Below are 22,740 nucleotides of genomic sequence, written 5' to 3' on the forward strand. Positions count from 1 at the left end.
GAAATAATACTTCGAATGTAATTTTTTTGTGACCCGCCAGGTGGTTTTAAACAATATCTTAAGGAATAATGACGGGCATCACTAAGTCCGATATTTTTCTGTGACTCAAGTTGCATTTGATTTTTGACACCTATGATTTTTGACACCTATGCACAACCCATTAATTCAGTATCCTCCTCAAGCAAATTAAGGGTACCCCTTTTAATAAGGAAACGCTAATGCAAATAATGGTTATGACTGAGGATTTTTTAGTTACGGTCGCCACCCTATGTTACTACCCAGTAAAACTCGGATTAGTCGCAATGGTACTTTACGTGGTGATACTGGCTGGTAACCAACTCCGAGAATATCTCAATCGTAGACAAGGAGAACGTCCTCTAATTGACACTTTCCGTCATAAATTAGTCCATGTTATCCAAGCTTCCCAACAAAAATATTTAGATCTCGAACTCGAAAAATTAATACAACAAACAGAACATTTAGCCAATACGAATATTGAACGTCTTCGTTTTATCGTCCGTGCCGCACCAGGGATTGGATTGATGGGAACACTTATTCCGATGGGGATTGCGCTCGCCGCCCTTGCACAGGGGAATATGCCTGAAATGGCCGGAATGATGGTTAACGCATTTAATTCTGCCATTGTTGGATTAGGAACAGGCGTCATTGCTTTTGCGCTAGCGTTAGTCAAAGAAAGCTGGATAAATAACGACAAGAATGAAATACGTTACCTTGCGGAGCTAGCATCGATCGACCACACATCAATTTGTTCGCAAACGACCCTCAATTCAAATCCACTCAATGAAGCGCATGCAATAGAGGGCTCACTATGAGTCTGAAATTTATGCGAAAGAACACGTTAACTTCTCACCGTGAAGATATAGACCCCTTAGCGGGTATCGCTAACTTATTTGATGCCAGTATTGTTGTGATTGTCAGCATGATGATCGCACTCTTTACCACTTTTAATTTGCTTGGGCTAATGGATGAAAAATCCCAAGTGACTATTACAACTAAAAATGCCCAAGGAGAAATGCAAATTGTCACCAAACAAGGGGCAGAAATAAAAGTGCAAAAAGTAACCAAGACTGAATTGAGTGGTGAAGGTGTAAGGCTAGGTACCGCCTTTCAACTAGATGATGGCCGAGTGGTATATGTTCCAGACTAAATATTATAAAACATCATTTACTCTATTCCTTTGTATGTTTTTGCTGTTCGTTACTCAACTTGCATGGGCTAAAACGACGCGTGCCAGTTTATTGCTGGGTGATAGCTCACTACGACAATCCTCCTCAGTGATAAAAGATATTTACTCAGAATTTGATCTAATCACGGATACTGATATTCGTATTTACTCGAGCACTAAGCTAAACGAGCAAGATTTAAGTCATCTTCGCCAATCAGATTTAATTATCATACAAACGATTGGAAGAAATCTAATAAACCGTGTGCAGCTCGATCTACAACAGGCAATGAATAATGGTGCCAAAGTATATGCGTTTGGCACTAGTATTAATGAAACCGATAAAAATGCTGGCATTATTGAGGATCCTCAAGTCCAACAGTATTTTGTCAATGCTGGAGCAAATAATATCCGTAATGGATTGCTTTACGCACTTAATCAAATAGGAGTTAATCTGCCCTATCAGCCACCTGAAACTGTACCTGAAATAGGTTTATATCATGCAGGTACGGGAACGATTTATGCTGATTTTGATCGTTTTAAGCAAGATTATCATCAATACAAACCTGGTAAACCTTGGGTTGGATTTGTGGTTTATCAAAGCAATATTATTGCAGGCAGTACCTCCCATATTGATGCTGTCATTAACGCTCTGGAGAATCGGGACCTAAACGTGATGACAGTATTTGGTTATCCTGCACAACTTCCCATCGAGCGCTATTTTTTCGATGACCAAGGCCATTCAAGGGTAGAAGTCATTATTGCTGCAAGCATAAAAATTGGCGTCACTCCAGAGATCCTGACACCATTATTTCAACGCCTCAATGTCCCGGTGATAAATGCTATTTCACTGTTTTCAACATCAATCGAGGACTGGGAGGCTTCATCGGTTGGGATGGATATTACCGAACGCTCTTGGCAATTAGCCATGCCGGAAATGGCCGGGTTAATACAACCTACCGTATATGCTGCTAAACAGATGATACAAGATCCTCTAACTGGTATGACTTATATAGAAGAGCAGCCCATACCAGAACGCGTTGCCATGTTGGCAAACAGAGTCAAACGATGGGTAACCTTGCGTCAAAAACCTAATTCAGAAAAGCGCATTTTTTTGCAGTATTTTAATTTTCCTCCTGGACGAGACAATGTTGGTGCCGCATACCTTAATGTGTTGCCGCAAAGCATTTGGCAAGTGGTTAAACGCCTCGAGCAAGAAGGATATCACACCCAAAACCTGCCTCAGGATCCAGCCCTATTACGTGAAGACATTCTCAAATATGGTGCCAATCTCCCCAATTGGGAGCAATCACAAATTGATACCCTCGCCGCCTCAGGTGAACCCGTACTTTTACCAATATCGACCTATCAACAATGGTTTTCAGCATTACCACAGTCAGCACAGGAAATGGTAACAAATACCTGGGGAAGTCCAGAAGAAAGTAACACCATGACCTATAAAGACAGTGCAGGAATGGCATACTTTGTTTTACCTGTACGCCGCTATGGTAATGTCCTACTTGGACCACAGCCCTCCAGAGGGAAAACTGAAAATCCTGAAAAACTCTATCACGACCTAAAATTTCCACCGTCACATCAATATATTGCGTTTTACCTTTGGCTGCACAACGTTTTTAAAGCCGATGCCATGTTTCAATTTGGCACACACGGCACCCATGAATGGCTTCCTGGCCGAGAAGCGGGTATGAGCATTACCGATGCACCCGAATATCTCATTCGAGATCTGCCAAACTTTTATAGTTTTATCATGGATAATGCCGGAGAAGGTACCATTGCAATGCGTCGTGGTATGGGCATTATGATCACCCATTTAACCCCTCCCATGGATCGAACCGCCTTAAACCCTGAGCTACAAACCCTGAAAGAACTGATCGAAAGTTACCAGCGTGCGCAGCAACAAAACCCACAATTAGCAAAATCACAAATTAAAGAAATTGAGCTACAGGCAGAAAAACTCGGAATTTTACAAGACTTGGGTAAAACCCCCACTGCAATCGGCGCAAACACATCGACATTAATCACTCAGGAGAATGAGCCATCCCATCAACTCGTTGAGGATATTCATCATTATCTTGAAGAAATTTCAGACCGTATTAATCCGATGGGACTGCATAGCTTTGGAGTGTCTCCAAGTGCAGACCAAATCCAAAAAACGGCGCAAGCGATTCTATCAATTGAGCCTTCACTGGATAAACAGCAGTACAAACAACGCATAGCACAATTAACGTCAGCTATTTCATCTAGCGCTAAACAAGAACTCGATGCTCTTATTGCTGGTTTTTCAGGCCAGTACATTCCAGCAGGCGTAGGGGGGGATCCATTGCGTAATCCCGATGCGTTACCCACTGGACGCAATTTTTACTCCTTTGACCCACGCCGAATTCCAGCTAAATCAACTTATGAAATAGGTAAAAAGCTCGCCAATCAACTCATTGAGGACTATCGACAACGCCATAACGAATACCCTAAAAAGTTAACCTTTACCCTTTGGGGCGTTGAAACTATGCGTAATGAAGGAGTTCAAGAAGCGCAGATCATGTATTTGCTCGGTATACGCCCTCGCTACGATGAAAGAGGCATAGTGCGCGGCGTTGAAGCCATATCGCGTGAAGAATTAGGCAGACCTCGAATTGATGTCACAGTGATCCCATCCGGATTACATCGGGATCTCTTTGCTAATGTAGTTACCTTACTAGACCAAGCTTTTACGCTTGCCCAAGCACAGGATGAGCCGGATAACCAACTACGTATCAATACGATAAAAACACAAGCTATGCTTGAAGCCAAAGGCGTTGAAACCACCTTAGCCACCAGAATGGCCTCGGTTAGGCTATTTTCCGTTCCCTCTGGAGCCTATGGCACAAACTTGGAAAGCGCGATAGATCGTTCTGATACTTGGGATAACGAGCAGACGCTGACAGAGATGTACTTTAATCGAATGAGCCATCTCTATGGACAAGGCTTTTGGGGAGAATCTGGAGATACGGCTGAAACGGGTAAATCCTCCCAAGTTGGGCAAATACTACTCAAAAATGCCTTATCGGGAACCGCCATCACTGTTCATGCGCGCTCTAGTCATGTATTTCAAGTCCTTGATGGCGACGATCCCTTTGCATCCTTTGGCGGCGTATCCATGGCCGTCAGAGCCGTAGATGGCAAAAGCCCCGAGGTGATGATAAGTAACCTTGCGGATCCGAACCAAGCTCAACAAGAAACCCTAGAACGGTTTATGGGGCGCGAATTACGCTCTCGCTACCTAAATCCAGAATGGATAAAAGCAATGCAAGCAGAGGGCTATGCTGGCGCTAAGTTCATTAATAGTGTGGTGCAGAATATGTGGGGATGGCAGGTCACAGTGCCAGACGCCGTGGATGCAAGCAAATGGGATGAGATGTACCAAACCTATGTACAGGATCGCTATCAATTAGATATGGAACAATTTTTCCGTGAGTCTGAAAATTTAGGGGCATACCAAATGATGATGTCCCGCATGCTGGAAGCCGTCCGAAAAGGCTATTGGCAAGCGGATGCAAAAACCATTCAAGATCTGAGTGAGCGCATCACCCAGCTGGCAGAAGAGCAAGGCGTTCTTTGTGACGACCAAGGATGTGAAGATCCCATATTAGCAAAGCTGATCCAGGCAAAATTAGTAGCAGCCCCTAAATTAGCACCACAACCAATGATGCCAGCGCCCCCAATTTCGCCAAGCAAGGCATCACCTGAAACGCTCAAAAAGCCGAATGAGGCAACACAAGCCATCCAAGGATATGCCATCGAAGAAGTCAATTTGACACATCCAACTGACCAGCAAAATACCTCAGTTTGGTTTCATTGGCTTAGCTACCTGTTGCTGTGCTTAGCCTTTATCTTTGGTTTCAACCGATCCCCGAAAGCAATTAATCCATAATACGCGTGGAGATAATAATGATGTATCTAGGCCGCAGCCCCCATATTCCTTATCCTTTAAGTGTACTCGCGCTAACACTCTTTCTTGCTACCACGGGTATGCAAGCACAAGCATCAACCACAAAAGAGACCGATGAAATGGAGATCATCGTCGTTTCAGCAACACGTACTGCGCAGGATATTAAATCCTCCCCTTCCGCCATCAATGTGATCACGGAAGAAGATATCCAAGGAATGACACTCTTTACCATTGATGAAGCCTTAGGAAAAACTGCAGGTGTAATGGACCGACGTACTAAAGGATTTATGGAAACCACTCCATCGCTCACGATACGGGGATTGAGTAATGCACGAGATACATTAGTGCTAGTCGATGGTGTTCCCCAAAATGATTCCCGCAATGGGCAAGTCAACTGGACGATGATTGATAGTGAAAATGTGCAGCAAATTGAAGTTGTACGCGGCCCCTTTTCTAGCCTTTATGGTGGTAATGCTATTGGCGGTGTCGTCAATATTTTTACCAAAGTCCCCGAAGAAAACAGTTTTTCAATGAAAATGGGGATAGGCGGTCCAGCTGATGGTATCGCTCCTGAAAATTTTAGCGATCAAGCCTTACAGGGTACCTTAAAAATACTGGATTCCGTTGCATTAGGCGCAAACTACCGCAAACGTGAAACCGATGGTTATCCAACAACCCATGTAAATGCGTCCGATGCTGTTATTGATAAACTTCCCGAAGGCGTTACAGGTTGGGTCCCCTACACAACTAACGTCGGTGGAAAAAGCAATCTTATTGGTGATATGGGAGATAACTGGTTCAATGATGAAACCTACGGCCTTCGATTAACTTACACCCCATCAGATGATACTCGTCTAAACCTTAGCTACGCTAACTCAGACTCAGTATATGGTTATGATCAGCCCCATAGCCTACTACGCACCACCGAAGTCACAGAATCAGGCAAGGTCGATAGCATTCCAACCTATAGCAATATCCCCATGACGACTTGGCTAAATGGTGCGTTATTTGCTCGAGGGGGAAGTACAACGCAAACCAATACAGGGTTAAATTTGAGTACAAGCTGGGATCAAATCAATTTACACATCTCCGCTGGGCATATTAGTAAAGAGACTACGACAATTATTGCAGGACTCACCACCGCCAATGCTGGACATGCCCCCATAAATCCGGTCACCTTTGAGGGTGGCGATGGTCGGCTAGCACCTGCAACTGAAAGCACCAGAAAAAGCATTGATGTTCAGCTAGATATGCCCCTAGGTGATAACCATACGCTAGTGCTAGGAGTCGCTGCAAACGAAGGGGATGTCACTGAAGAGCGTTGGAGCTTAAGCAATTGGACAGATCCAACGTCCAAAGTATTTATGTCGGCGGACACCACAGCCAAAGACCAAATACGTTCTTTTTATGTCCAAGATGCTTGGCAACTGAATGATAAATTCACTGCCTATATCGGTGCCAGACAAGATTGGTGGAAAATGCGCGGTGGAGAATCTCACTCCTATACTCAAGCAGGTGGAACTGGCAGTATTACCTATGACAAGGTAACGGACTCCCCTATCAGTCCTAAAATATCAATGGTTTATAAACCCAGTACCAATACCAGTTACCGCGCCTCTCTAGGCAAAGCTTTTCGAGCGCCCAATTTGTACGAGTTTTTTGGTACTGCAAACCTAGGAGGAAATATCTATGTCGGTAACCCTGATTTAAAACCAGAGACTTTGGTGTCATGGGAGTTGGGGGTTGACCACAGCTTTCAAAATAATATCAATGCGATAGCGATGATTTACCGTTCCGAGATTGATGATCGAATAGCAACTCAAACGGTTGATGGTATTAGCATGCCTCAAAACGTCGCTGAGGCAAAAATTCAAGGAGTCGAGTTAGAACTCAAAGGCACATGGCACTACGGTTTAGGCTGGTCAGCCAACTACACTTATACGGACAGTGAAGTCACCCAAGACCCCAATCCGAATGTTGTCGGTAAAGCACTCCCCCATACCCCAAAAAATATGTACAACTTGAACCTGAATTGGCGCCAAGGCGATTGGTATATCACGGCAAACCATAGCTATCAAAGTAAGCGATTTACGAATGTAACCAATACGGATGTCGTGACTCACGTGCCAGGCTCAACAGACTCCTTTATGTTAACCGATGTAAAAACCACTTATTTTGTTTCCGACAACATCACAGCTTCATTAGGGATCAATAACTTATTCAATGAACAATACAACCAGTTTTATCTCAGTCCGGGGCGTTTTTGGTTTGCAGAATTACGTCTAAGTTATTAGGCTTATCTTAATTTTCATACTGTTAGCAAAGGGTCAGGTGTGACCTTTTGCTAAATACAGCTCGCATAACACTAAAAGCAACATGCCGAGCTACTCCGGTTAATGAGCTTCAGGAATAACCCGTTTTAGTAATGCTTCACAATGTAAAAAATTCGCCGCATTGTCAGCCGAGGGCTCATCGAGAAATGGCACACAACCGAGGAAAGGTGCAGTCATCATCTCTTTAAGACTCGTCAGATTCTCCTCAAACATACTCATGTTCGGATCGACACTATTCGCGACCCAACCTGCAATCTTAAGCCCATCGGCCAATATCGCCTCTTGAGTCAGCAATGCATGATTTAAGCAACCGAGTTTCATGCCAACCACGAGTATCACAGGCAGTTCTAATCTCTGTACGACTTCCGAAAGATACCTGCCATCACCTAAGGGTAAACGCCAGCCACCCGCGCCCTCAATCAAGCAAAAATCCGCTTGAGCAAATGCCACTAAATCTAAACTTTCAATAATAACTTCAGGCGCTAAACTCACGCCCACTTGGGCGGCGGCAATGTGCGGTGCAATCGCAGGTTCGAAGGTAAATGGGTTAATGACGGGATAGGCAAGTTTTAGTGACGATGACGTCATCAACTGTAACGCATCGGCATTACGCAATCCTTCAGAGGTTTGCGTGCAGCCAGAGGCAATAGGCTTAACACCTAAAGTCAACATAGTATTAGCCGCAAGGATACTCACAGCGGAGTCAGCATGGGCGATATTACCTAAACGATTTACTGCGGTTAATAATGCCGACGAAACCAAGGTCTTACCGCTGTCGGTATCTGTTCCTGTTACAAAAAACATATTAGATCCTTTATTAAACTACCCCGTTATCCGATTCGGTTAACCTAATCGACGCGCACGAATTTGTGCAATTTGATAAGTCAGAGGTAAGCCTTGCGGTTGGCGCAACATTTCAGCATGTAAGATGAGATCCTGCCAATCTTTACGGCCGCGAAGCTTAAGTATTTCACCATGTGGCAATGCGCTAACACGGTAAGATTGAACAGAAGCGCCAACCCCTTTAATGGAATAAAGCAGTGCTTTAAGTGTGTCAAAATGCACTGTCATTGGGACTAATGTAACCTTGGATAGTTGCCATTTCTCAGAATCAAAAGCACCGATTAACTCATCCATAGGAGAAAAAGCATTGACTCGTAGGCCTAATGCTGACAATTCATTAAGGCTACCATCGGCAACAATCGCCAAATGGCATTCACCACTTGGCCTTAGCACCCGCGCCATTTCGGCCACCACAGCCGGAAAATCCGCACACCATTGCAACGCAAGATTGGAGTAAATGCTATCCATAGTACCCTCACCCAAAGGTAATTGCGCGGCATCAGCACAAATACTTTGGTAATGAGGATAAGTCTGCTTCAGTTTTTTCAGCATCCCCAAGGCAATATCTAGCGCAAAAACCTTCGGCTTAGAGATTGCCGCTTGTGGAAATTCAAACCGAGTTCCTGGTCCTGCGCCAATATCTAAAAGATTGCCAGTAGCAATAAAACCGTCCAGTAAACTCGCGGCACTCAGTCGCTGTAACTTGTTATGATCTTGATAGTGATGGGCGGCAGCGGAAAAACGCTCCGCAATCGACGGAACTTGGATATCCCCTGCATAGCTAAGCTCACTCGACTTGATTTGGTTCATAACAACTCACATTCTGTTTTTACAATCTGCATTCACTCACGATACTCATATTGGTACAGTCCAAAGTCAGCATGAATAATGGACTTTTGTCATAAACGACAAAGAAACGACATAAAAGATAACATCGCTCAAACGAGATTACTCTGGACGTTCACGTTCGCTGACCGAAGGCAGATGAGCATTATCCAGCACCTGAGCGAGCACATTGACACAGTAGGCAATATCACTGGCACTATGGGATGCCGTTAACGTAATGCGAAGCCGCGCGGATCCAACGGGCACAGTGGGTGGACGAATCGCCCCAACCCAAATCCCTCTCTCCTTTAGCGCACTTGAAATCCTTAAAGTTTGCTGGGAATCGCCAATGATCACTGGCTGAATAGCGGTATCTGAACCGAGTAACGGCACTTTTGCCTCAAGACATAACTGTTTAAATAATTGAATATTTTCAAGAAGCTTTAGCCGCAGTTCAGGGTGTGCAACACAGTGCTCAGTTGCGGCCAATGCCAGCGCTGCATTTACGGGCGAAAGTGCCGTAGAATAAATGTATTCACGGGCATTACTCACCAAAAAGTCGATCAAGGCTTTGCTACCTAAAACCGCAGCACCCTGACAACCTAAAGCCTTACCAAAGGTTACCACTTGCACATCCATAAGTTCGGCAGCTTTGCCCGCATCAAACTCTGGCAGTACACCAAAACCATGGGCATCATCGACTATCAACCAAGTATGATGTTGACGGCAGAGGGTCGATAATGCGGCGAGCTGCGCACAGTCTCCATCCATACTAAATACGCTTTCGGTGATAAGCGCCGATGCAGAGTTACGGCTAAGGAGCCGCTCGGCGCTCTCGAGGCAATTATGTAGGAAACGCTTAAGATCGGCGCCGCTATCGCATAAACCATCAATAATAGAGGCATGCACTAGCTTATCGGCAACGACTATATCCTGTTTATCAAACAGGGTTTTCATCAAGGCAGTATTCGCACTAAAACCTGAACTAAAGAGCAACGCCGCTTGGTGACCTGTCAGTTCACAGAGCCTTTGCTCAAGGGTAAAATGTGCCTTACTGTAACCTGTCACTAAGGGGGATGCGCCGCTGCCTACCCCATATTGAAGCGCCGCACTGTGCAGCGCTTCAATCAACGCGGGGTTACGGGATAAACCTAAATAATCGTTGCTGCTGAAATTAAGATAGCTACCCCCCTCGAATAAAAATCGAGGACTTAAATCTCCTATGCTATCCGTGCATAAAGCATCCGTGCATAAGGCTTTGCGTTGTCTCAGCAGTCCTTGCTCAAACAAAGCCTGTTGACGAGCCGCTATTTTCGCATCGAGCTGAAAACTCATTTAATTACAGCGCCGCAGCATCATAGAACTGCGCTGTTGATTTATCTTGATGGGCAGCCGCTTTAGCCAGCACCGCCTGTTCATCATCAAGGGTTGCCACGGCGCCCTGCTCAGGACGCAAACCTAAACGACGGAATAACCCCATATCATCGCTTTCTTCTGGGTTAGGTGTGGTTAGCAATTTGCAACCATAGAAAATCGAATTGGCACCAGCAAAGAAACACATCGCCTGCAGTTCATCACTCATATTTTCGCGACCCGCCGATAAACGCACGCGAGAAAGTGGCATTAAGATACGCGCCACGGCGATAGTACGCACGAATTCGAGTGGGTCGAGATCGTCAAGCTTCTCAAACGGCGTCCCCGCCACTTTGACTAACATATTGATAGGCACTGAATCAGGATGTTGCGGTAAATTAGCCAGCTGTTGCAGTAAGCCTGCGCGATCAGTTGCCTTTTCACCCATACCGACAATTCCACCTGAGCACACTTTCATCCCAGATGCGCGTACATGAGTTAATGTATCTAAACGATTTTGATAGGTACGCGTCGTGATCACATCACCGTAATATTCAGGCGAAGTGTCTAAATTGTGGTTGTAATAATCTAGTCCAGCATCTGCTAACTCATTCGCTTGTTCAGCGGATAACATACCAAGCGTCATGCAGGTTTCCATACCTAAGGCTTTGACCTCTTGTACCATTTGCTTAAGGTATGGCATGTCTTTTTCTTTGGGGTTACGCCAAGCTGCACCCATGCAGAAACGGGAAGCTCCCGCGGCTTTCGCACTGCGAGCCTCGGTCAACACGGTTTCCATCGCCAGCAAACGCTCTTTCTCTAGACCTGTATCATAGCGAGCACTCTGCGGGCAATATTTACAATCCTCAGGACAAGCCCCCGTTTTAATTGATAGCAAACGGCTGATCTGCACTTCATTAGGATCGTACACCTCACGGTGAATACTGTGGGCTTTAAATAATAAGTCATTCATCGGTAGCGCAAATAAGGCTTCGATCTCTTCCCGCTTCCAATCATGGCGAACTTGCAACTGCGACATTACACACCTTTTATTATTCTGTCTTTTATCTTGGCTAGGATAACCTCAGCCCTTAAACTGTCAACGCCAACCAGTAAGGCAAGTTTACTACTGATTACTTTACAACCAAAAATGTGAGCTATTATGCGTAATTTACTCGATTTTGACTTTGACAGTGCCCATATTTGGCACCCTTACACCTCCATGACCCACTCTCTTCCGGTTTTTGGCGTGCACAGTGCAAAGGGCTGTGAGTTAGAGTTAATCGATGGTCGTAAACTGATTGACGGCACAAGTTCATGGTGGGCATGCGTCCATGGTTATGCCCATCTCGACATATTGAGTGCGATGGAAAAGCAATTACATCAACTAAGCCATGTGATGTTTGGCGGCATTACCCACGAGCCCGCTATCGCACTGTGTAAAAAGCTCATTGCCATGACCTGTGAGCCGCTAACAAAAGTCTTTTTATGCGACTCTGGCTCCATCGCCGTCGAAGTCGCCATCAAGATGGCTTTGCAATATTGGCAAGGCCAAGAACAACCTCAGAAGCAACGCATTCTGACTGTTAAAAAGGGCTACCACGGCGACACCTTTGCTGCTATGAGTGTCTGCGATCCCGAGGGTGGTATGCACACCATGTTTGGGGATGCTGTGACTAAACAATGCTTTGTCGATGCGCCACAAACCGCTTTTGGCGAAGCATTACAAGCGGATGATTTAACCGCAATGCGTAACACCTTAAGTACGCACCATAATGATATTGCTGCAGTGATTATCGAGCCTATCATGCAAGGCGCGGGCGGTATGCGCTTTTACAGTGCGGAGTATTTAATAGGACTTCGTGCCCTGTGTGATGAATTCAACATCCTATTGATCTTGGATGAAATCGCCACTGGCTTTGGCCGCACGGGTAAACTATTTGCCTATGAACACGCCCAAATCACCCCAGATATCTTATGTTTAGGTAAAGCGCTGACCGGTGGTTATATCAGCTTAGCGGCAACCCTATGTACTGATGAAGTGGCTCAGGGGATAAGCCAATCCCCCGCAGGCGTATTTATGCATGGCCCCACCTTTATGGGTAATCCTCTTGCCTGTGCAGCAGCTTGTGCAAGTCTTGATGTCATTAATCGGAATGAATGGCAGATCCAAGTAGCAGCCATTGAACAGCAAATGCGTACAGAGCTTAAAGATGCAATTGAAATTCCAAGTGTGAAGGCGGTGCGAGTACTCGGTGCCGTGGGAGTACTGGAAATGCATGAGCCAGTCAATACAGCCGCACTGCAACAACAATTTGTCGATTTAGGGGTATGGGTTCGCCCTTTCTCACACCTGATTTATATTATGCCGCCTTATATCATTAATACGACACAATTAAGCCAACTCACTCAAGCAATGAAGCGAGTTGCAGCAACAATTACGCCAGTAAACCTAACTCAAGCTCGCTCAAACAACACTAAGCAATTGATCAGCCATGGCTAGTCTCTAAATAACGATCACTTATTGGCGATGAGCAATGTTGCAATTGCAACCTTGCTCACAATTGTGACGAATAGACTGGTGTTTACGCTGTTTATTTTGCGGGTTAACTGGAAAATTTAGTAAATATGGCAATGCTTATATCGCTCAGTTTAGTTGCCATTTTTCTAACATTCCCTGTAACTACAAAAGCTGAGGAATAGCTTAAGCCGCGATACAAAGACAAGGAGATCACATGTTAAAACTCGCGAACATCAGCGTTAATCGAAAACTCGCCCTCCCATTATTTGCAGCACTTACGGGCACCTTAATCTTACTGTTTCTTTCAGCTAACGCCCTTAAAAACAATCTGATGACAGAGAGGGAGGCGCGGCTTAATGCCGTCTTAACATTGGCAATGAGCCGTATTCAAGCACTAGCGCAATCACTCCCGATGGAGCAAGCTCAGCAAGCTGCGAAGGAGATGCTGAATGATATGCGCTTTGATGGAGACAACTATATTTTTGTCATTGATGAATCACGACGTGTTGTCGTCCATCCCATCAGAAAAGAGCTGGTTGGACAGCAAATGGGAGATTCGGGCAAGGAAAATTACTGGTTTAAGATGGTCGATCTCGGCCGAAATGGACAACATGGCGTCTTACAATACCAATGGATGACAGCATCTGGGGATGCAGCACAAAAAATGTCACTCGTTATAGGCTTTAAGCCTTGGGGTTGGATTTTAGGGTCAGGAATGTTACTCCAAGATATCGAAGACACTATTTGGCGAGAATATATCATCATGGGAAGTACCACCTTTGTACTTATCCTCTTTATGGCTTGGCTAGGTTATGTGATTAGCTATTCCATTATTCGCTCAGTTGATGATATCAACGAGGCAATGCACGGTATTGCCCAAGGGGATTTAACCATAGAACTCAAAATTTATGGGACGGATGAACTAAGCCAGCTTGCCCAGAACATAAACAAAAGTATGGCAGCGATCCGCAGTGCGCTGAGTGAAGCAAGCAAAGGAGCGGATAATGTGGCACAGGCTTCAGCGAGAATAGCCTCAACAGCAGAAGAAACCAACCAAGCGGTTAATAATCAACGGGATCAGCTCGCCCAATTAGCCACTGCAATGAATGAAATGAGCGCGACCATTGCAGATGTTGCTAACAATGCTGAAAACACGGCAAAAGATACCAAAGAAGCAACATGGGAAGCGGGGCTAGGTAACCAAGATGTCCATGCGAGTGTTGATGGTATTCATGCCCTTGCAAAAGAGGTTGAACAGGCAACCTCCCAAGTCAATCAATTAAAAGAAGAGGTGATGCAAATAAGTGAAGTCACCTCTGTGATCAGCGCCATTTCAGAGCAAACCAATTTACTCGCATTAAATGCCGCCATTGAAGCGGCCCGCGCGGGGGAGCAAGGCCGTGGATTTGCTGTCGTTGCAGATGAAGTCAGGCAACTTGCTAGTCGAACGAGGCAATCCACTGAAGAAATTCAAACCACAATTTCACGATTACAGCAGCGGGCCGTCAATGCTGCCAACGCCATGGATGAAAGTCGAGAACTTGCAGAAAAAAGCGTTGAGCAATCGACAAAAGCTGGGAATGATTTATCCTTAATTGTCAACCATATCAAACATGTGAGTGATATGGCCACCCAAATAGCCACCGCTGCCGAAGAACAAAGTGTGGTCGCAGAGGATATGAATCGAAATGTATGCGGTATCAATAATTCCGCATTGGAGGTATCTGAGTCGGCCACTTATCTTGCGCAAGAAAGTGAGACGTTAGCGGAACTCTCACTGAATTTAAACAGCAAATTAGCAATATTTAAGATTTAACGGTATAAGCAAAAAGCACTGATATTTCAGTGCGTTTTGCTTGTTACTCAGATTGTCAGACTGATTTTACGAGGCTTGAAATCAAGGCTCGCAGTGCTGCTGGCTTAATCATTTTCGCCATATAGTGATAACCACGGCGCTGCACATCCTCAACCAATTCTTTACGGGTATTCGCAGTGATCAAAATACCGGGTAAATCTTGCCCATACAAGGCACGAATACCGTCCATCGCATCGACCCCATTTTGTCCATCATCCAAATGAAAATCCGCTAAGACGATATCTGGTGCTACGCCTTTCAAACCCAGCTTAATTCGGGCTTCTGATAAATTCTTGGCACAGATAACTTCGCACTGCCAACGACTTAATAAACTTTCTAATCCCGCCAAAATCGCCTCCTCATTATCGATACACAACACCTTAATGCCGGATAAGGGCTGTAATAATGAGGGTAACGCTTTGATCTGTGGTTGGCGCACGGTTTCACCTAAAGGGACGCGAATCGAAAACACTGAGCCACGGCCGAGTTGTGATGACACATAAATACTGTGCTCTAGCACTTTACTGATCCTATCTGCAATCGCTAATCCTAAACCCAAACCACTCACACTATTACTTTTAGGATTATTTAATCGTTTAAACTCCTTAAAAATCTCTTGGGTTTCACGTTCATCAATGCCACAACCCGTATCTAATACTTGAATTTCAAGTTCGCGCCCCCGATGACGACAACCAAAAAGTACCCGCCCACCACGGGCATAGCGATAGGCATTGGTTAAAAAGTTTTGCAGCACTCGCCTAAGGAGTGACGGATCGGAGTTTACTGTGGCGCTGCAAGGCATCATCTTAAAGCGAATTTGACTATCCCCCGCCATCGCTTCAAATTCGACGGATAATCCATTAAGCAGCTCTGATATTGCAAAATCACGCCGATTTACCTCCACCATCCCCGAATCCAGCTTAGAGATGTCGAGTAAATCGGTTAGGAGTTCACCCGCAATTTTCAGCGAACTATTCACATGGGATAAGGTCGTGCGCGCCTCTCGGTCTAAGTTGGGATATTGGGATAGCGATGCGGTAAATAACCGCGCCGCATTTAAGGGTTGCATCAAATCGTGGCCTACCGCGGCAAGAAAACGACTCTTAGACGCATTCGCCATTTCCTCTTGGGCTTTAGCCTCTAACAGTTCGCTATTTAACATCGCAAGTTCAAAGGTACGTTCCTTAACTCTGCTTTCAAGGGTTTCATTGGCTTCGAGTAAAGCACGTTCCTGCTCACGGTATTGGGTAATATCGGTAAAAGTCATAACAAACCCACCATCTGGCATAGGGTTCCCTTGAATTTTAATAACTTTCCCGTCTTTACGATATCGCTCTGAAGTATGCGGCGTACCATTACGCATATGCTGTACCCGCTTTTCAACCTGTAATTCGATATCCCCTTGCCCGCAATACCCCCGCGCAGCGTTAAAGCGGATCACTTCGCTGATAGGCATTCCCTGCTGCAAAAAACCTTCTGGATATTGATAAAGCTCTACATATTTATAATTCCACGCCACGAGGTTCAGATCGCTATCAATAACACTCATCCCCTCATAGGCATGCTCAATCGCGCCGCGTAGCATATCTTGGCTAAGCATGATTTTTGATGATGCTTCATCGACAAGGCTAAATACTTCATCCAAAGCAAGATCGCGCCCTTGCAGCACAGAATCCATTACCAAAGACGCACTTGAGGCACCAAGGACGCTGGCAAGTAAACGCTCAGTATGAGAAATCAGCGCAGGAGGAGCCGCTTTATGCCAACTATCACTTTTAACCGCATCAGTTGAGAAACGGCTAAAACTCTCATAGGCACGGGTTGGGCTGACAAAGCGACTCGCAAGGATTAATAAATCCTGTTGTGAAATTGGCCCATTCTTTTTATTAGCATTATTTTTGAGTTTACCGGGGCTCACAAAAGCACTGGCCTGAATACGCTCAGCCACCCCTGCCCTAAACCAAATAGAACCCAGTATATAACACGCAATATTGACAAATAACGCCGTTAAGGCATCACGCACATTAGGCTGAATCGCACTAGTCAGTTCAAAATGGGTTGAAATCGGTGCGCCAGAGCTTTGAGTATCCGCCATACCTTGGAGCATCAGATAAAACCATAGGACAAAACCTACGCCTAATCCTAAAAACACACCTGCACGGTTACCATGCTTCCAATAAAGCCCGCCCACAAGTGCAGGGGCTAGCTGGGCAAAAGCACCAAAGGACAACATACCTAAGTGAGATAAAGAGTCACTGTCCGCTAGAGCGAGGTAACTGCAGTAGCCCAAACCAAGGATAATGACGATAGCTAACCGGCGAACATTAAGGAGCATTTGGGAGAATTGGCTAAAATTTTTCTCGCGAATATGCCCAGCGCGTAACATTACCGGCACTAACCATTCATTACTGACCATAACACTGATGGTCACAACGGCCACAATGACCATTCCCGTCGCCGCCGATAAAGTCCCTAGCAAAGCGATAACGGCCAGCAGAGGTTGATCTAATGCGAGTGGCAAATTGATCACATAAGTATCGGCGGCAACTGAATCCCCCAAGATCAATTGACCAGCAAGGGCGAGTGGTCCAACAAATAAGCCAAATAATGCTAAATACAAAGGAAATAACCACCGCCCTTTTGATAAAACGGACTCATCAGCACATTCAACAACCATGACATGGAACTGCCTTGGCATACACAGGAAGGCTGCCATGCCCACTAATAGCTCAGGCATTAAGGCTTCAATACGCGGATTGGGATTATTGATTAATGACTTGGCACTTGCCTGCTGCCAGATATCACCAAAACCATCAAATACCCCAAAGCTAATGACAATCCCAACTAACAGAAAAGCCGCAAGTTTAACCAAAGACTCAAAGGCAATCGCGAGCATCATGCCGGGATTATGCTCAGTTGCATCTAGTTTTCGGGTACCAAATAAAATGGCAAAAATGGCGAGTAATGCGGTGATCAATAACGAAATGGTGACCCCATCAAGGGGATCATCTGCGGGTTGAAATAAATTCAGGCTAAACACCATCGCCTTAAGTTGTAAAGCGATGTAAGGCATGATGCCAAACAACGCAATCAAAGTGACGAGAGCGGCAAGGGTTTGGGATTTTCCATAACGTGCGGCAATAAAGTCAGCAACAGAGGTAATATTTTGTGCTTTAGACACAAGTACCATTTTGCGCAACATGCCAAACCCCAGAGTAAAGATCAGGATCGGGCCGATAAATATGGGTAAAAAAGACCAAAGATCCTTAGCTGATTGCCCTACAGTCCCCAAAAAACTCCATGAGGAGCAATAAACGGCAAGACTAAGGCCATAAATCACAACCTGTAACTTTTTTGTCACCCCACCAAACCAACGCTCGGCTCCCCAAGCCAACAGGAATAAAAGTGATACATAACAAACAGCAATGACGGAAACGACTAAGGTTAAATTCATATTTTGCTCTTTTTTCCCATTATAATGCGATAAATAATGGATGAAATCTAGCCAGATTTTAGAGTGCAACAGACTAAATATAAAGGAAATTTTAACACTAGACCAAGGTCTAATGGAGTTGCCGCCCCCTTGCATACCATACTCAGTCCACGCAATTTTTTTAAAGGGAAGCCCTATGAGCTCGCAGTCTCTCTACAAAGTCTCCGGCAATATCGCTGCCAATGCACTTGTAAATAACGAACAATATAAAACAATGTACCAAGAGTCGATTGTCAACCCAGAGGGTTTCTGGAGAGAGCACGGCAAACGCATTGACTGGATAAAACCCTATACAAAGATCAAAAAAACCTCTTTTGACGATCATAATTTGTCAATTAACTGGTTTTACGATGGCACCCTAAACGCATCAGCTAACTGCCTTGACCGCCACCTTAGCGAACACAGTGATCGTGTTGCCATTATATGGGAAGGTGATAACGCCAATGAACAGCGTAAAATTACCTATGGCGAGCTGTACACTCAAGTGTGTAAGTTTGCCAACGCACTGCGCAGTCAAGGCGTGCACCGTGGTGACATAGTCACCATTTACATGCCAATGGTGCCAGAAGCCGCCGTTGCTATGCTTGCTTGCGCACGCATTGGCGCGGTTCATTCAGTCGTATTTGGTGGCTTCTCACCTGACTCTATCGCCTCCCGTGTGATCGATGGCAAATCAAAAGTGGTGATCACCTCTGATGAGGGGATGCGCGGTGGCCGAGCCATTCCGCTAAAGCGTAATATCGATGACGCGCTCAATCATCCCGATGTCACTAGCGTAGAAAAAGTCATTGTACTTAAACGTACAGGTGGCAAAATCGACTGGGTTGAAGGCCGTGATGTTTGGTGGCACAGCTTACTTGAAACCGCATCGGAGCACTGCCAGCCAGAAGAAATGGGCGCCGAAGACCCACTGTTTTTACTCTATACCTCAGGCTCTACCGGTAATCCTAAAGGTGTTTTACATACCACTGGTGGTTACATGGTTTATGCGTCGATGACCCATGAATATGTCTTTGATTATAAAGCCGGAGAAGTGTACTGGTGTACGGCTGATGTAGGTTGGATCACGGGCCACTCATATATGGTTTACGGTCCACTCGCCAATGGTGCCACTGTACTTATCCACGAAGGCGTGCCCAATCATCCAAGCCCCGCTCGACTTGGTGAGATGATTGACCGTCATAAGGTCAATATCCTTTACACCGCACCGACGTTGATCCGTGCATTAATGGCCGAAGGCAAACAGCATTTTGATCAATTCGATGGAAGTACACTGCGGATCATGGGCTCAGTTGGCGAACCTATCAATCCAGAAGCATGGCGTTGGTATCACGAAGTCATTGGTCACGAGCATTGTCCGATTGTCGATACTTGGTGGCAAACCGAGACTGGCGGTATTTTAATAACGCCACTGCCGGGTGCGACGGACACAAAACCGGGATCAGCCACCCGTCCATTCTTTGGCGTACAACCCGCCCTAGTAGACAATATGGGTAACATTTTAGAGGGTGAGAATGAAGGTAACTTAGTTTTACTCGATTCTTGGCCAGGCCAAATGCGGACTGTGTATGGCGATCACGAACGATTCGTGCTGACCTACTTTAAAACCTTCCGCGGCATGTATTTTACCGGTGATGGTGCCCGTCGCGATGAAGACGGTTACTACTGGATCACGGGGCGTGTCGATGACGTCATTAACGTCTCTGGACACCGTTTAGGTACCGCTGAAGTGGAAAGTGCATTGGTATCCCATGAACTGGTTGCTGAAGCCGCTGTTGTGGGCTATCCACACGATATTAAAGGCCAAGGTATCTATGCCTACGTCACGCTAACCCGTGGAACAGAAGAAAGTGAAGAGCTACGCCAGGAACTGCGCCAATGGGTGCGTAAAGAGATTGGTGCATTAGCAACTCCAGACCTCATCCAATGGGCAAGTGGATTACCTAAAACCCGTTCAGGCAAAATTATGCGCCGCTTCCTACGTAAGATTGCTGCTAACGAAGTCACCAACTTAGGTGATGCATCAACCTTAGCCGATCCAGCGGTTATCGAAACCTTGATTGAAACCCGTTTAAATCGTACAGAATAAACCAATGTACGCGCGCTTAATCTAGTTTGGTGTGGATTAAGCGCATCTATCTAAGTTGTCACTTTCAGTAAGATGAAACCCTGTTGAGAAAGAGCCCGATTGCCCCTTTCTCTTGCTTGCCCCTCCAACCAAGGGGCATTTTTTTTGATGACTGTGCTAAACTTGTCGCCTCATTTTGGTCGATATAGATCTTTTATCAGCGTGCCAGTTAACCTCCGAGACTATCAACAGCAAGCAGTCGATGCTGCCATACAACATTTTAAGCAAAGCACCGCTTCAGCCGTACTCGTCTTGCCTACTGGTGCTGGCAAAAGTATCGTCATCGCTGAACTGGCACGTATTGCTAAAGGTCGAGTGCTAGTACTTACTCATGTGAAAGAATTGGTTGCACAAAATGCAGAGAAAGTCGGTTTACTGACAACCGAAGCCAGTATTTATGCGGCGGGACTCAATCAAAAAGCCACCGACGGAAAAACCGTCGTTGCCAGTATTCAATCGGCAGCGCGGGGATTATCGCAGTTCGATCAACCATTCTCGTTAGTCATTATTGATGAATGCCACAGAGTCAGCCTAGAAAAAACCAGCCAATATCAGCAAGTACTCAAGCATTTACGCACGAAAAATCCCCAATTAAGATTGCTCGGTCTCACCGCCACACCCTATCGCCTTGGCACTGGCTGGATTTATCAGCAACACTATCACGGCAAAGTGGGGTCTCCCGAACATGCCGTGTTTGAACATTGTGTGTTCGAGCTGCCCATCAGGCCACTCATTAAACAAGGTTACCTCACAGCGCCTACGCTATTCGACGGCCTCAGTGCCCAGTACGATTTCAGCCAACTTAAAGCCAATGAGAATGGCGAATATGCCGAAGCCGAGGTTAATGATTTGCTGGGGCATTACGGCCGCGCGACCACAGCGATTGTGAAACAACTCATTGAACTGAGCCAACATAGAAAAGGCATTATCATTTTTGCGGCAACGGTGCGCCACGCCAATGAGATTTTTAATTTACTCAACCAGACTCACGCAGCACAGAGCGCCATGATCACAGCACAAACGCACGACGATGAACGTGACGCGACGATTGAACGCTTTAAAGCCCAAGAGCTTAAGTTTTTAGTCAACGTAGCAGTGCTAACGACAGGCTTCGACGCGCCCCATGTGGATTTAATTGCGATTTTGCGCCCAACCGCCTCAGTCAGTCTTTTTCAACAAATGATCGGCCGTGGATTGCGAATCGCTGAAGGCAAAAAAGATTGTCTTATCATCGACTATGCTGCCAATGGTTATGACTTGTATTTCCCCGAGGTCGGCCAAGCGAAACCCAACAGTAAATCGGTACCCGTGCAAGTGCATTGCCCTGTGTGCGATTTTGCCAATATATTCTGGGGACTCACGGACGACGATGGCGACATTATCGAACACTTTGGTCGCCGCTGTCAGGGTATCGTCGAACCGCAAGGTAAAAAGCAGCAGTGCGACTTTCGCTTTAGATCTAAATCTTGCCCCGATTGCGGAGAAGAGAATGATATCGCGGCGCGCATTTGCCAGCACTGCCAATCGACCCTCATCGATCCCGATAAACGCCTGCGCCAAGTGCTCAGCCAGCAGCACCATCATTTATTCCGCTGCCAACATATGACGCTCATCGACGATGACGGCAATCTGAAAGTGCAGTACCTCGATATCGACGGTAATGAATTCAATCGCCGCTTTAAATTGCAAACGCCGGCCCAGTGGCGAGCCCTATATGCCTTATTCATCTTTCCCCATAGCCGTACACCAGGATTAAAACCAAAAAAGTACACTAAGGTGACAGAGTTAATCAACGACGCGGATAAATTCCGCATGCCCGATCTCTTGCTGCTGAAGAAACATAAAAAAGGCTGGGATCTGCTCGAAAGCTATTTTGATTATCAAGGTCGCTATCAAACTGAAAATAAACGCGGCTGACATTATCAATTCACTTAGGCCTATGGTATAAAACGACTAAAGTAATCCTAAGGAGCTATTATGTTCGTTGTTATTTTTGGCCGTCCAGGCTGTCCTTATTGCGTTCGTGCGGTGCAATTATCTGAGCAACTCGTTGAAAAGCGTGATGACTTCAAGTTCAGATATGTCGATATTCATGCAGAAGGCATCTCTAAAGCAGATTTAGAAAAAACTGTTGGTAAGCCAGTTGAAACCGTACCGCAGATTTTCGTTGATGAGAAACATGTTGGTGGCTGTACAGATTTTGAACAATACGTTCGTGATAATAATCTACTAGGTTAAGCTCACACAAAAATTAACAGTT

At 45.6% G+C, this 22,740-nt stretch carries 14 protein-coding genes; 9 read left to right on the forward strand and 5 right to left on the reverse strand.

The annotated features are described in order from the left end of the window. Window positions 1-218: 218 nt before the first annotated feature. The 4 genes from JEZ96_RS11655 to JEZ96_RS11670 are packed head-to-tail and all read left to right on the forward strand — an operon-like array spanning window position 219 to window position 7,423. Window positions 219-833 carry a MotA/TolQ/ExbB proton channel family protein gene (locus JEZ96_RS11655; protein WP_025007723.1) on the forward strand — a complete coding sequence of 205 codons (615 nt, stop codon included), beginning with the start codon at window positions 219-221 and terminating at the stop codon, window positions 831-833. Beyond that, a complete protein-coding gene (locus tag JEZ96_RS11660; RefSeq protein WP_011789004.1) occupies window positions 830-1,168 on the forward strand; it encodes a DUF2149 domain-containing protein in 339 nt (112 codons plus the stop codon). The genes JEZ96_RS11655 and JEZ96_RS11660 overlap by 4 nt, the downstream gene beginning before the upstream one ends. Further along, window positions 1,155-5,111 (forward strand): cobaltochelatase subunit CobN, encoded by a 3,957-nt coding sequence (locus JEZ96_RS11665; RefSeq protein ID WP_188960030.1) that lies wholly within the window; start codon window positions 1,155-1,157, stop codon window positions 5,109-5,111. The genes JEZ96_RS11660 and JEZ96_RS11665 overlap by 14 nt, the downstream gene beginning before the upstream one ends. A gap of 17 nt (window positions 5,112-5,128) precedes the next feature. Continuing rightward, window positions 5,129-7,423, forward strand: coding sequence for a TonB-dependent receptor (locus JEZ96_RS11670; protein WP_061783171.1), 2,295 nt, complete (start codon window positions 5,129-5,131; stop codon window positions 7,421-7,423). Between the two features lie 99 nt (window positions 7,424-7,522). Here JEZ96_RS11670 and bioD read toward each other — a convergent pair whose 3' ends face one another. The 4 genes from bioD to bioB form a co-directional block, all read right to left on the reverse strand. Beyond that, window positions 7,523-8,266, reverse strand: a complete 744-nt coding sequence (gene bioD, locus JEZ96_RS11675; RefSeq protein WP_011919477.1) for a dethiobiotin synthase — start codon at window positions 8,264-8,266, stop codon at window positions 7,523-7,525. 39 nt (window positions 8,267-8,305) lie between these two features. Beyond that, a complete protein-coding gene (gene bioC, locus JEZ96_RS11680; protein ID WP_025007722.1) occupies window positions 8,306-9,115 on the reverse strand; it encodes a malonyl-ACP O-methyltransferase BioC in 810 nt (269 codons plus the stop codon). A 138-nt stretch (window positions 9,116-9,253) separates the two neighbouring features. Beyond that, window positions 9,254-10,465, reverse strand: a complete 1,212-nt coding sequence (locus tag JEZ96_RS11685) for an aminotransferase class I/II-fold pyridoxal phosphate-dependent enzyme (protein ID WP_025007721.1) — start codon at window positions 10,463-10,465, stop codon at window positions 9,254-9,256. Between the two features lie 4 nt (window positions 10,466-10,469). Then, window positions 10,470-11,522 carry a biotin synthase BioB gene (gene bioB, locus JEZ96_RS11690; protein ID WP_011788998.1) on the reverse strand — a complete coding sequence of 351 codons (1,053 nt, stop codon included), beginning with the start codon at window positions 11,520-11,522 and terminating at the stop codon, window positions 10,470-10,472. A gap of 123 nt (window positions 11,523-11,645) precedes the next feature. Here bioB and bioA point away from each other — a divergent pair, with 123 nt between their 5' ends. Then, window positions 11,646-12,986: an adenosylmethionine--8-amino-7-oxononanoate transaminase gene (gene bioA, locus JEZ96_RS11695; RefSeq protein ID WP_025007720.1), complete on the forward strand. Its 1,341-nt coding sequence runs from the start codon at window positions 11,646-11,648 to the stop codon at window positions 12,984-12,986. 232 nt (window positions 12,987-13,218) lie between these two features. Next, the gene (locus tag JEZ96_RS11700; protein WP_061783170.1) at window positions 13,219-14,820 is read left to right on the forward strand and encodes a methyl-accepting chemotaxis protein; all 1,602 of its coding nucleotides are present in this window, start codon (window positions 13,219-13,221) and stop codon (window positions 14,818-14,820) included. A gap of 55 nt (window positions 14,821-14,875) precedes the next feature. Here the strand turns inward: JEZ96_RS11700 and JEZ96_RS11705 are convergent, their stop codons facing one another. Beyond that, window positions 14,876-18,313, reverse strand: a complete 3,438-nt coding sequence (locus JEZ96_RS11705; protein WP_011788995.1) for a hybrid sensor histidine kinase/response regulator — start codon at window positions 18,311-18,313, stop codon at window positions 14,876-14,878. 175 nt (window positions 18,314-18,488) lie between these two features. On the opposite strand from JEZ96_RS11705, the gene acs reads away from it, so the two are divergent. From acs to JEZ96_RS11720, 3 genes are all read left to right on the forward strand, one after another. Then, window positions 18,489-20,441 (forward strand): acetate--CoA ligase, encoded by a 1,953-nt coding sequence (acs, locus tag JEZ96_RS11710; protein ID WP_025007719.1) that lies wholly within the window; start codon window positions 18,489-18,491, stop codon window positions 20,439-20,441. 147 nt (window positions 20,442-20,588) lie between these two features. Next, window positions 20,589-22,397 (forward strand): DEAD/DEAH box helicase, encoded by a 1,809-nt coding sequence (locus JEZ96_RS11715; RefSeq protein WP_011788993.1) that lies wholly within the window; start codon window positions 20,589-20,591, stop codon window positions 22,395-22,397. 60 nt (window positions 22,398-22,457) lie between these two features. Beyond that, window positions 22,458-22,718, forward strand: a complete 261-nt coding sequence (locus JEZ96_RS11720; RefSeq protein WP_007648921.1) for a GrxA family glutaredoxin — start codon at window positions 22,458-22,460, stop codon at window positions 22,716-22,718. Window positions 22,719-22,740 lie beyond the last annotated feature (22 nt).

The organism is Shewanella putrefaciens, assembly GCF_016406325.1.
In the GTDB taxonomy this organism is placed as follows: Bacteria; Pseudomonadota; Gammaproteobacteria; order Enterobacterales; family Shewanellaceae; genus Shewanella; species Shewanella putrefaciens.

Coding starts and splice junctions, on each gene's coding strand:
- JEZ96_RS11655 (WP_025007723.1), top strand. CDS start 219: ATGCAAATAATGGTTATGACTGAGGATTTTTTAGTTACGGTCGCCACC.
- JEZ96_RS11660 (WP_011789004.1), top strand. CDS start 830: ATGAGTCTGAAATTTATGCGAAAGAACACGTTAACTTCTCACCGTGAA.
- JEZ96_RS11665 (WP_188960030.1), top strand. CDS start 1,155: ATGTTCCAGACTAAATATTATAAAACATCATTTACTCTATTCCTTTGT.
- JEZ96_RS11670 (WP_061783171.1), top strand. CDS start 5,129: ATGATGTATCTAGGCCGCAGCCCCCATATTCCTTATCCTTTAAGTGTA.
- bioD (WP_011919477.1), bottom strand. CDS start 8,266: ATGTTTTTTGTAACAGGAACAGATACCGACAGCGGTAAGACCTTGGTT.
- bioC (WP_025007722.1), bottom strand. CDS start 9,115: ATGAACCAAATCAAGTCGAGTGAGCTTAGCTATGCAGGGGATATCCAA.
- JEZ96_RS11685 (WP_025007721.1), bottom strand. CDS start 10,465: ATGAGTTTTCAGCTCGATGCGAAAATAGCGGCTCGTCAACAGGCTTTG.
- bioB (WP_011788998.1), bottom strand. CDS start 11,522: ATGTCGCAGTTGCAAGTTCGCCATGATTGGAAGCGGGAAGAGATCGAA.
- bioA (WP_025007720.1), top strand. CDS start 11,646: ATGCGTAATTTACTCGATTTTGACTTTGACAGTGCCCATATTTGGCAC.
- JEZ96_RS11700 (WP_061783170.1), top strand. CDS start 13,219: ATGTTAAAACTCGCGAACATCAGCGTTAATCGAAAACTCGCCCTCCCA.
- JEZ96_RS11705 (WP_011788995.1), bottom strand. CDS start 18,313: ATGAATTTAACCTTAGTCGTTTCCGTCATTGCTGTTTGTTATGTATCA.
- acs (WP_025007719.1), top strand. CDS start 18,489: ATGAGCTCGCAGTCTCTCTACAAAGTCTCCGGCAATATCGCTGCCAAT.
- JEZ96_RS11715 (WP_011788993.1), top strand. CDS start 20,589: ATGACTGTGCTAAACTTGTCGCCTCATTTTGGTCGATATAGATCTTTT.
- JEZ96_RS11720 (WP_007648921.1), top strand. CDS start 22,458: ATGTTCGTTGTTATTTTTGGCCGTCCAGGCTGTCCTTATTGCGTTCGT.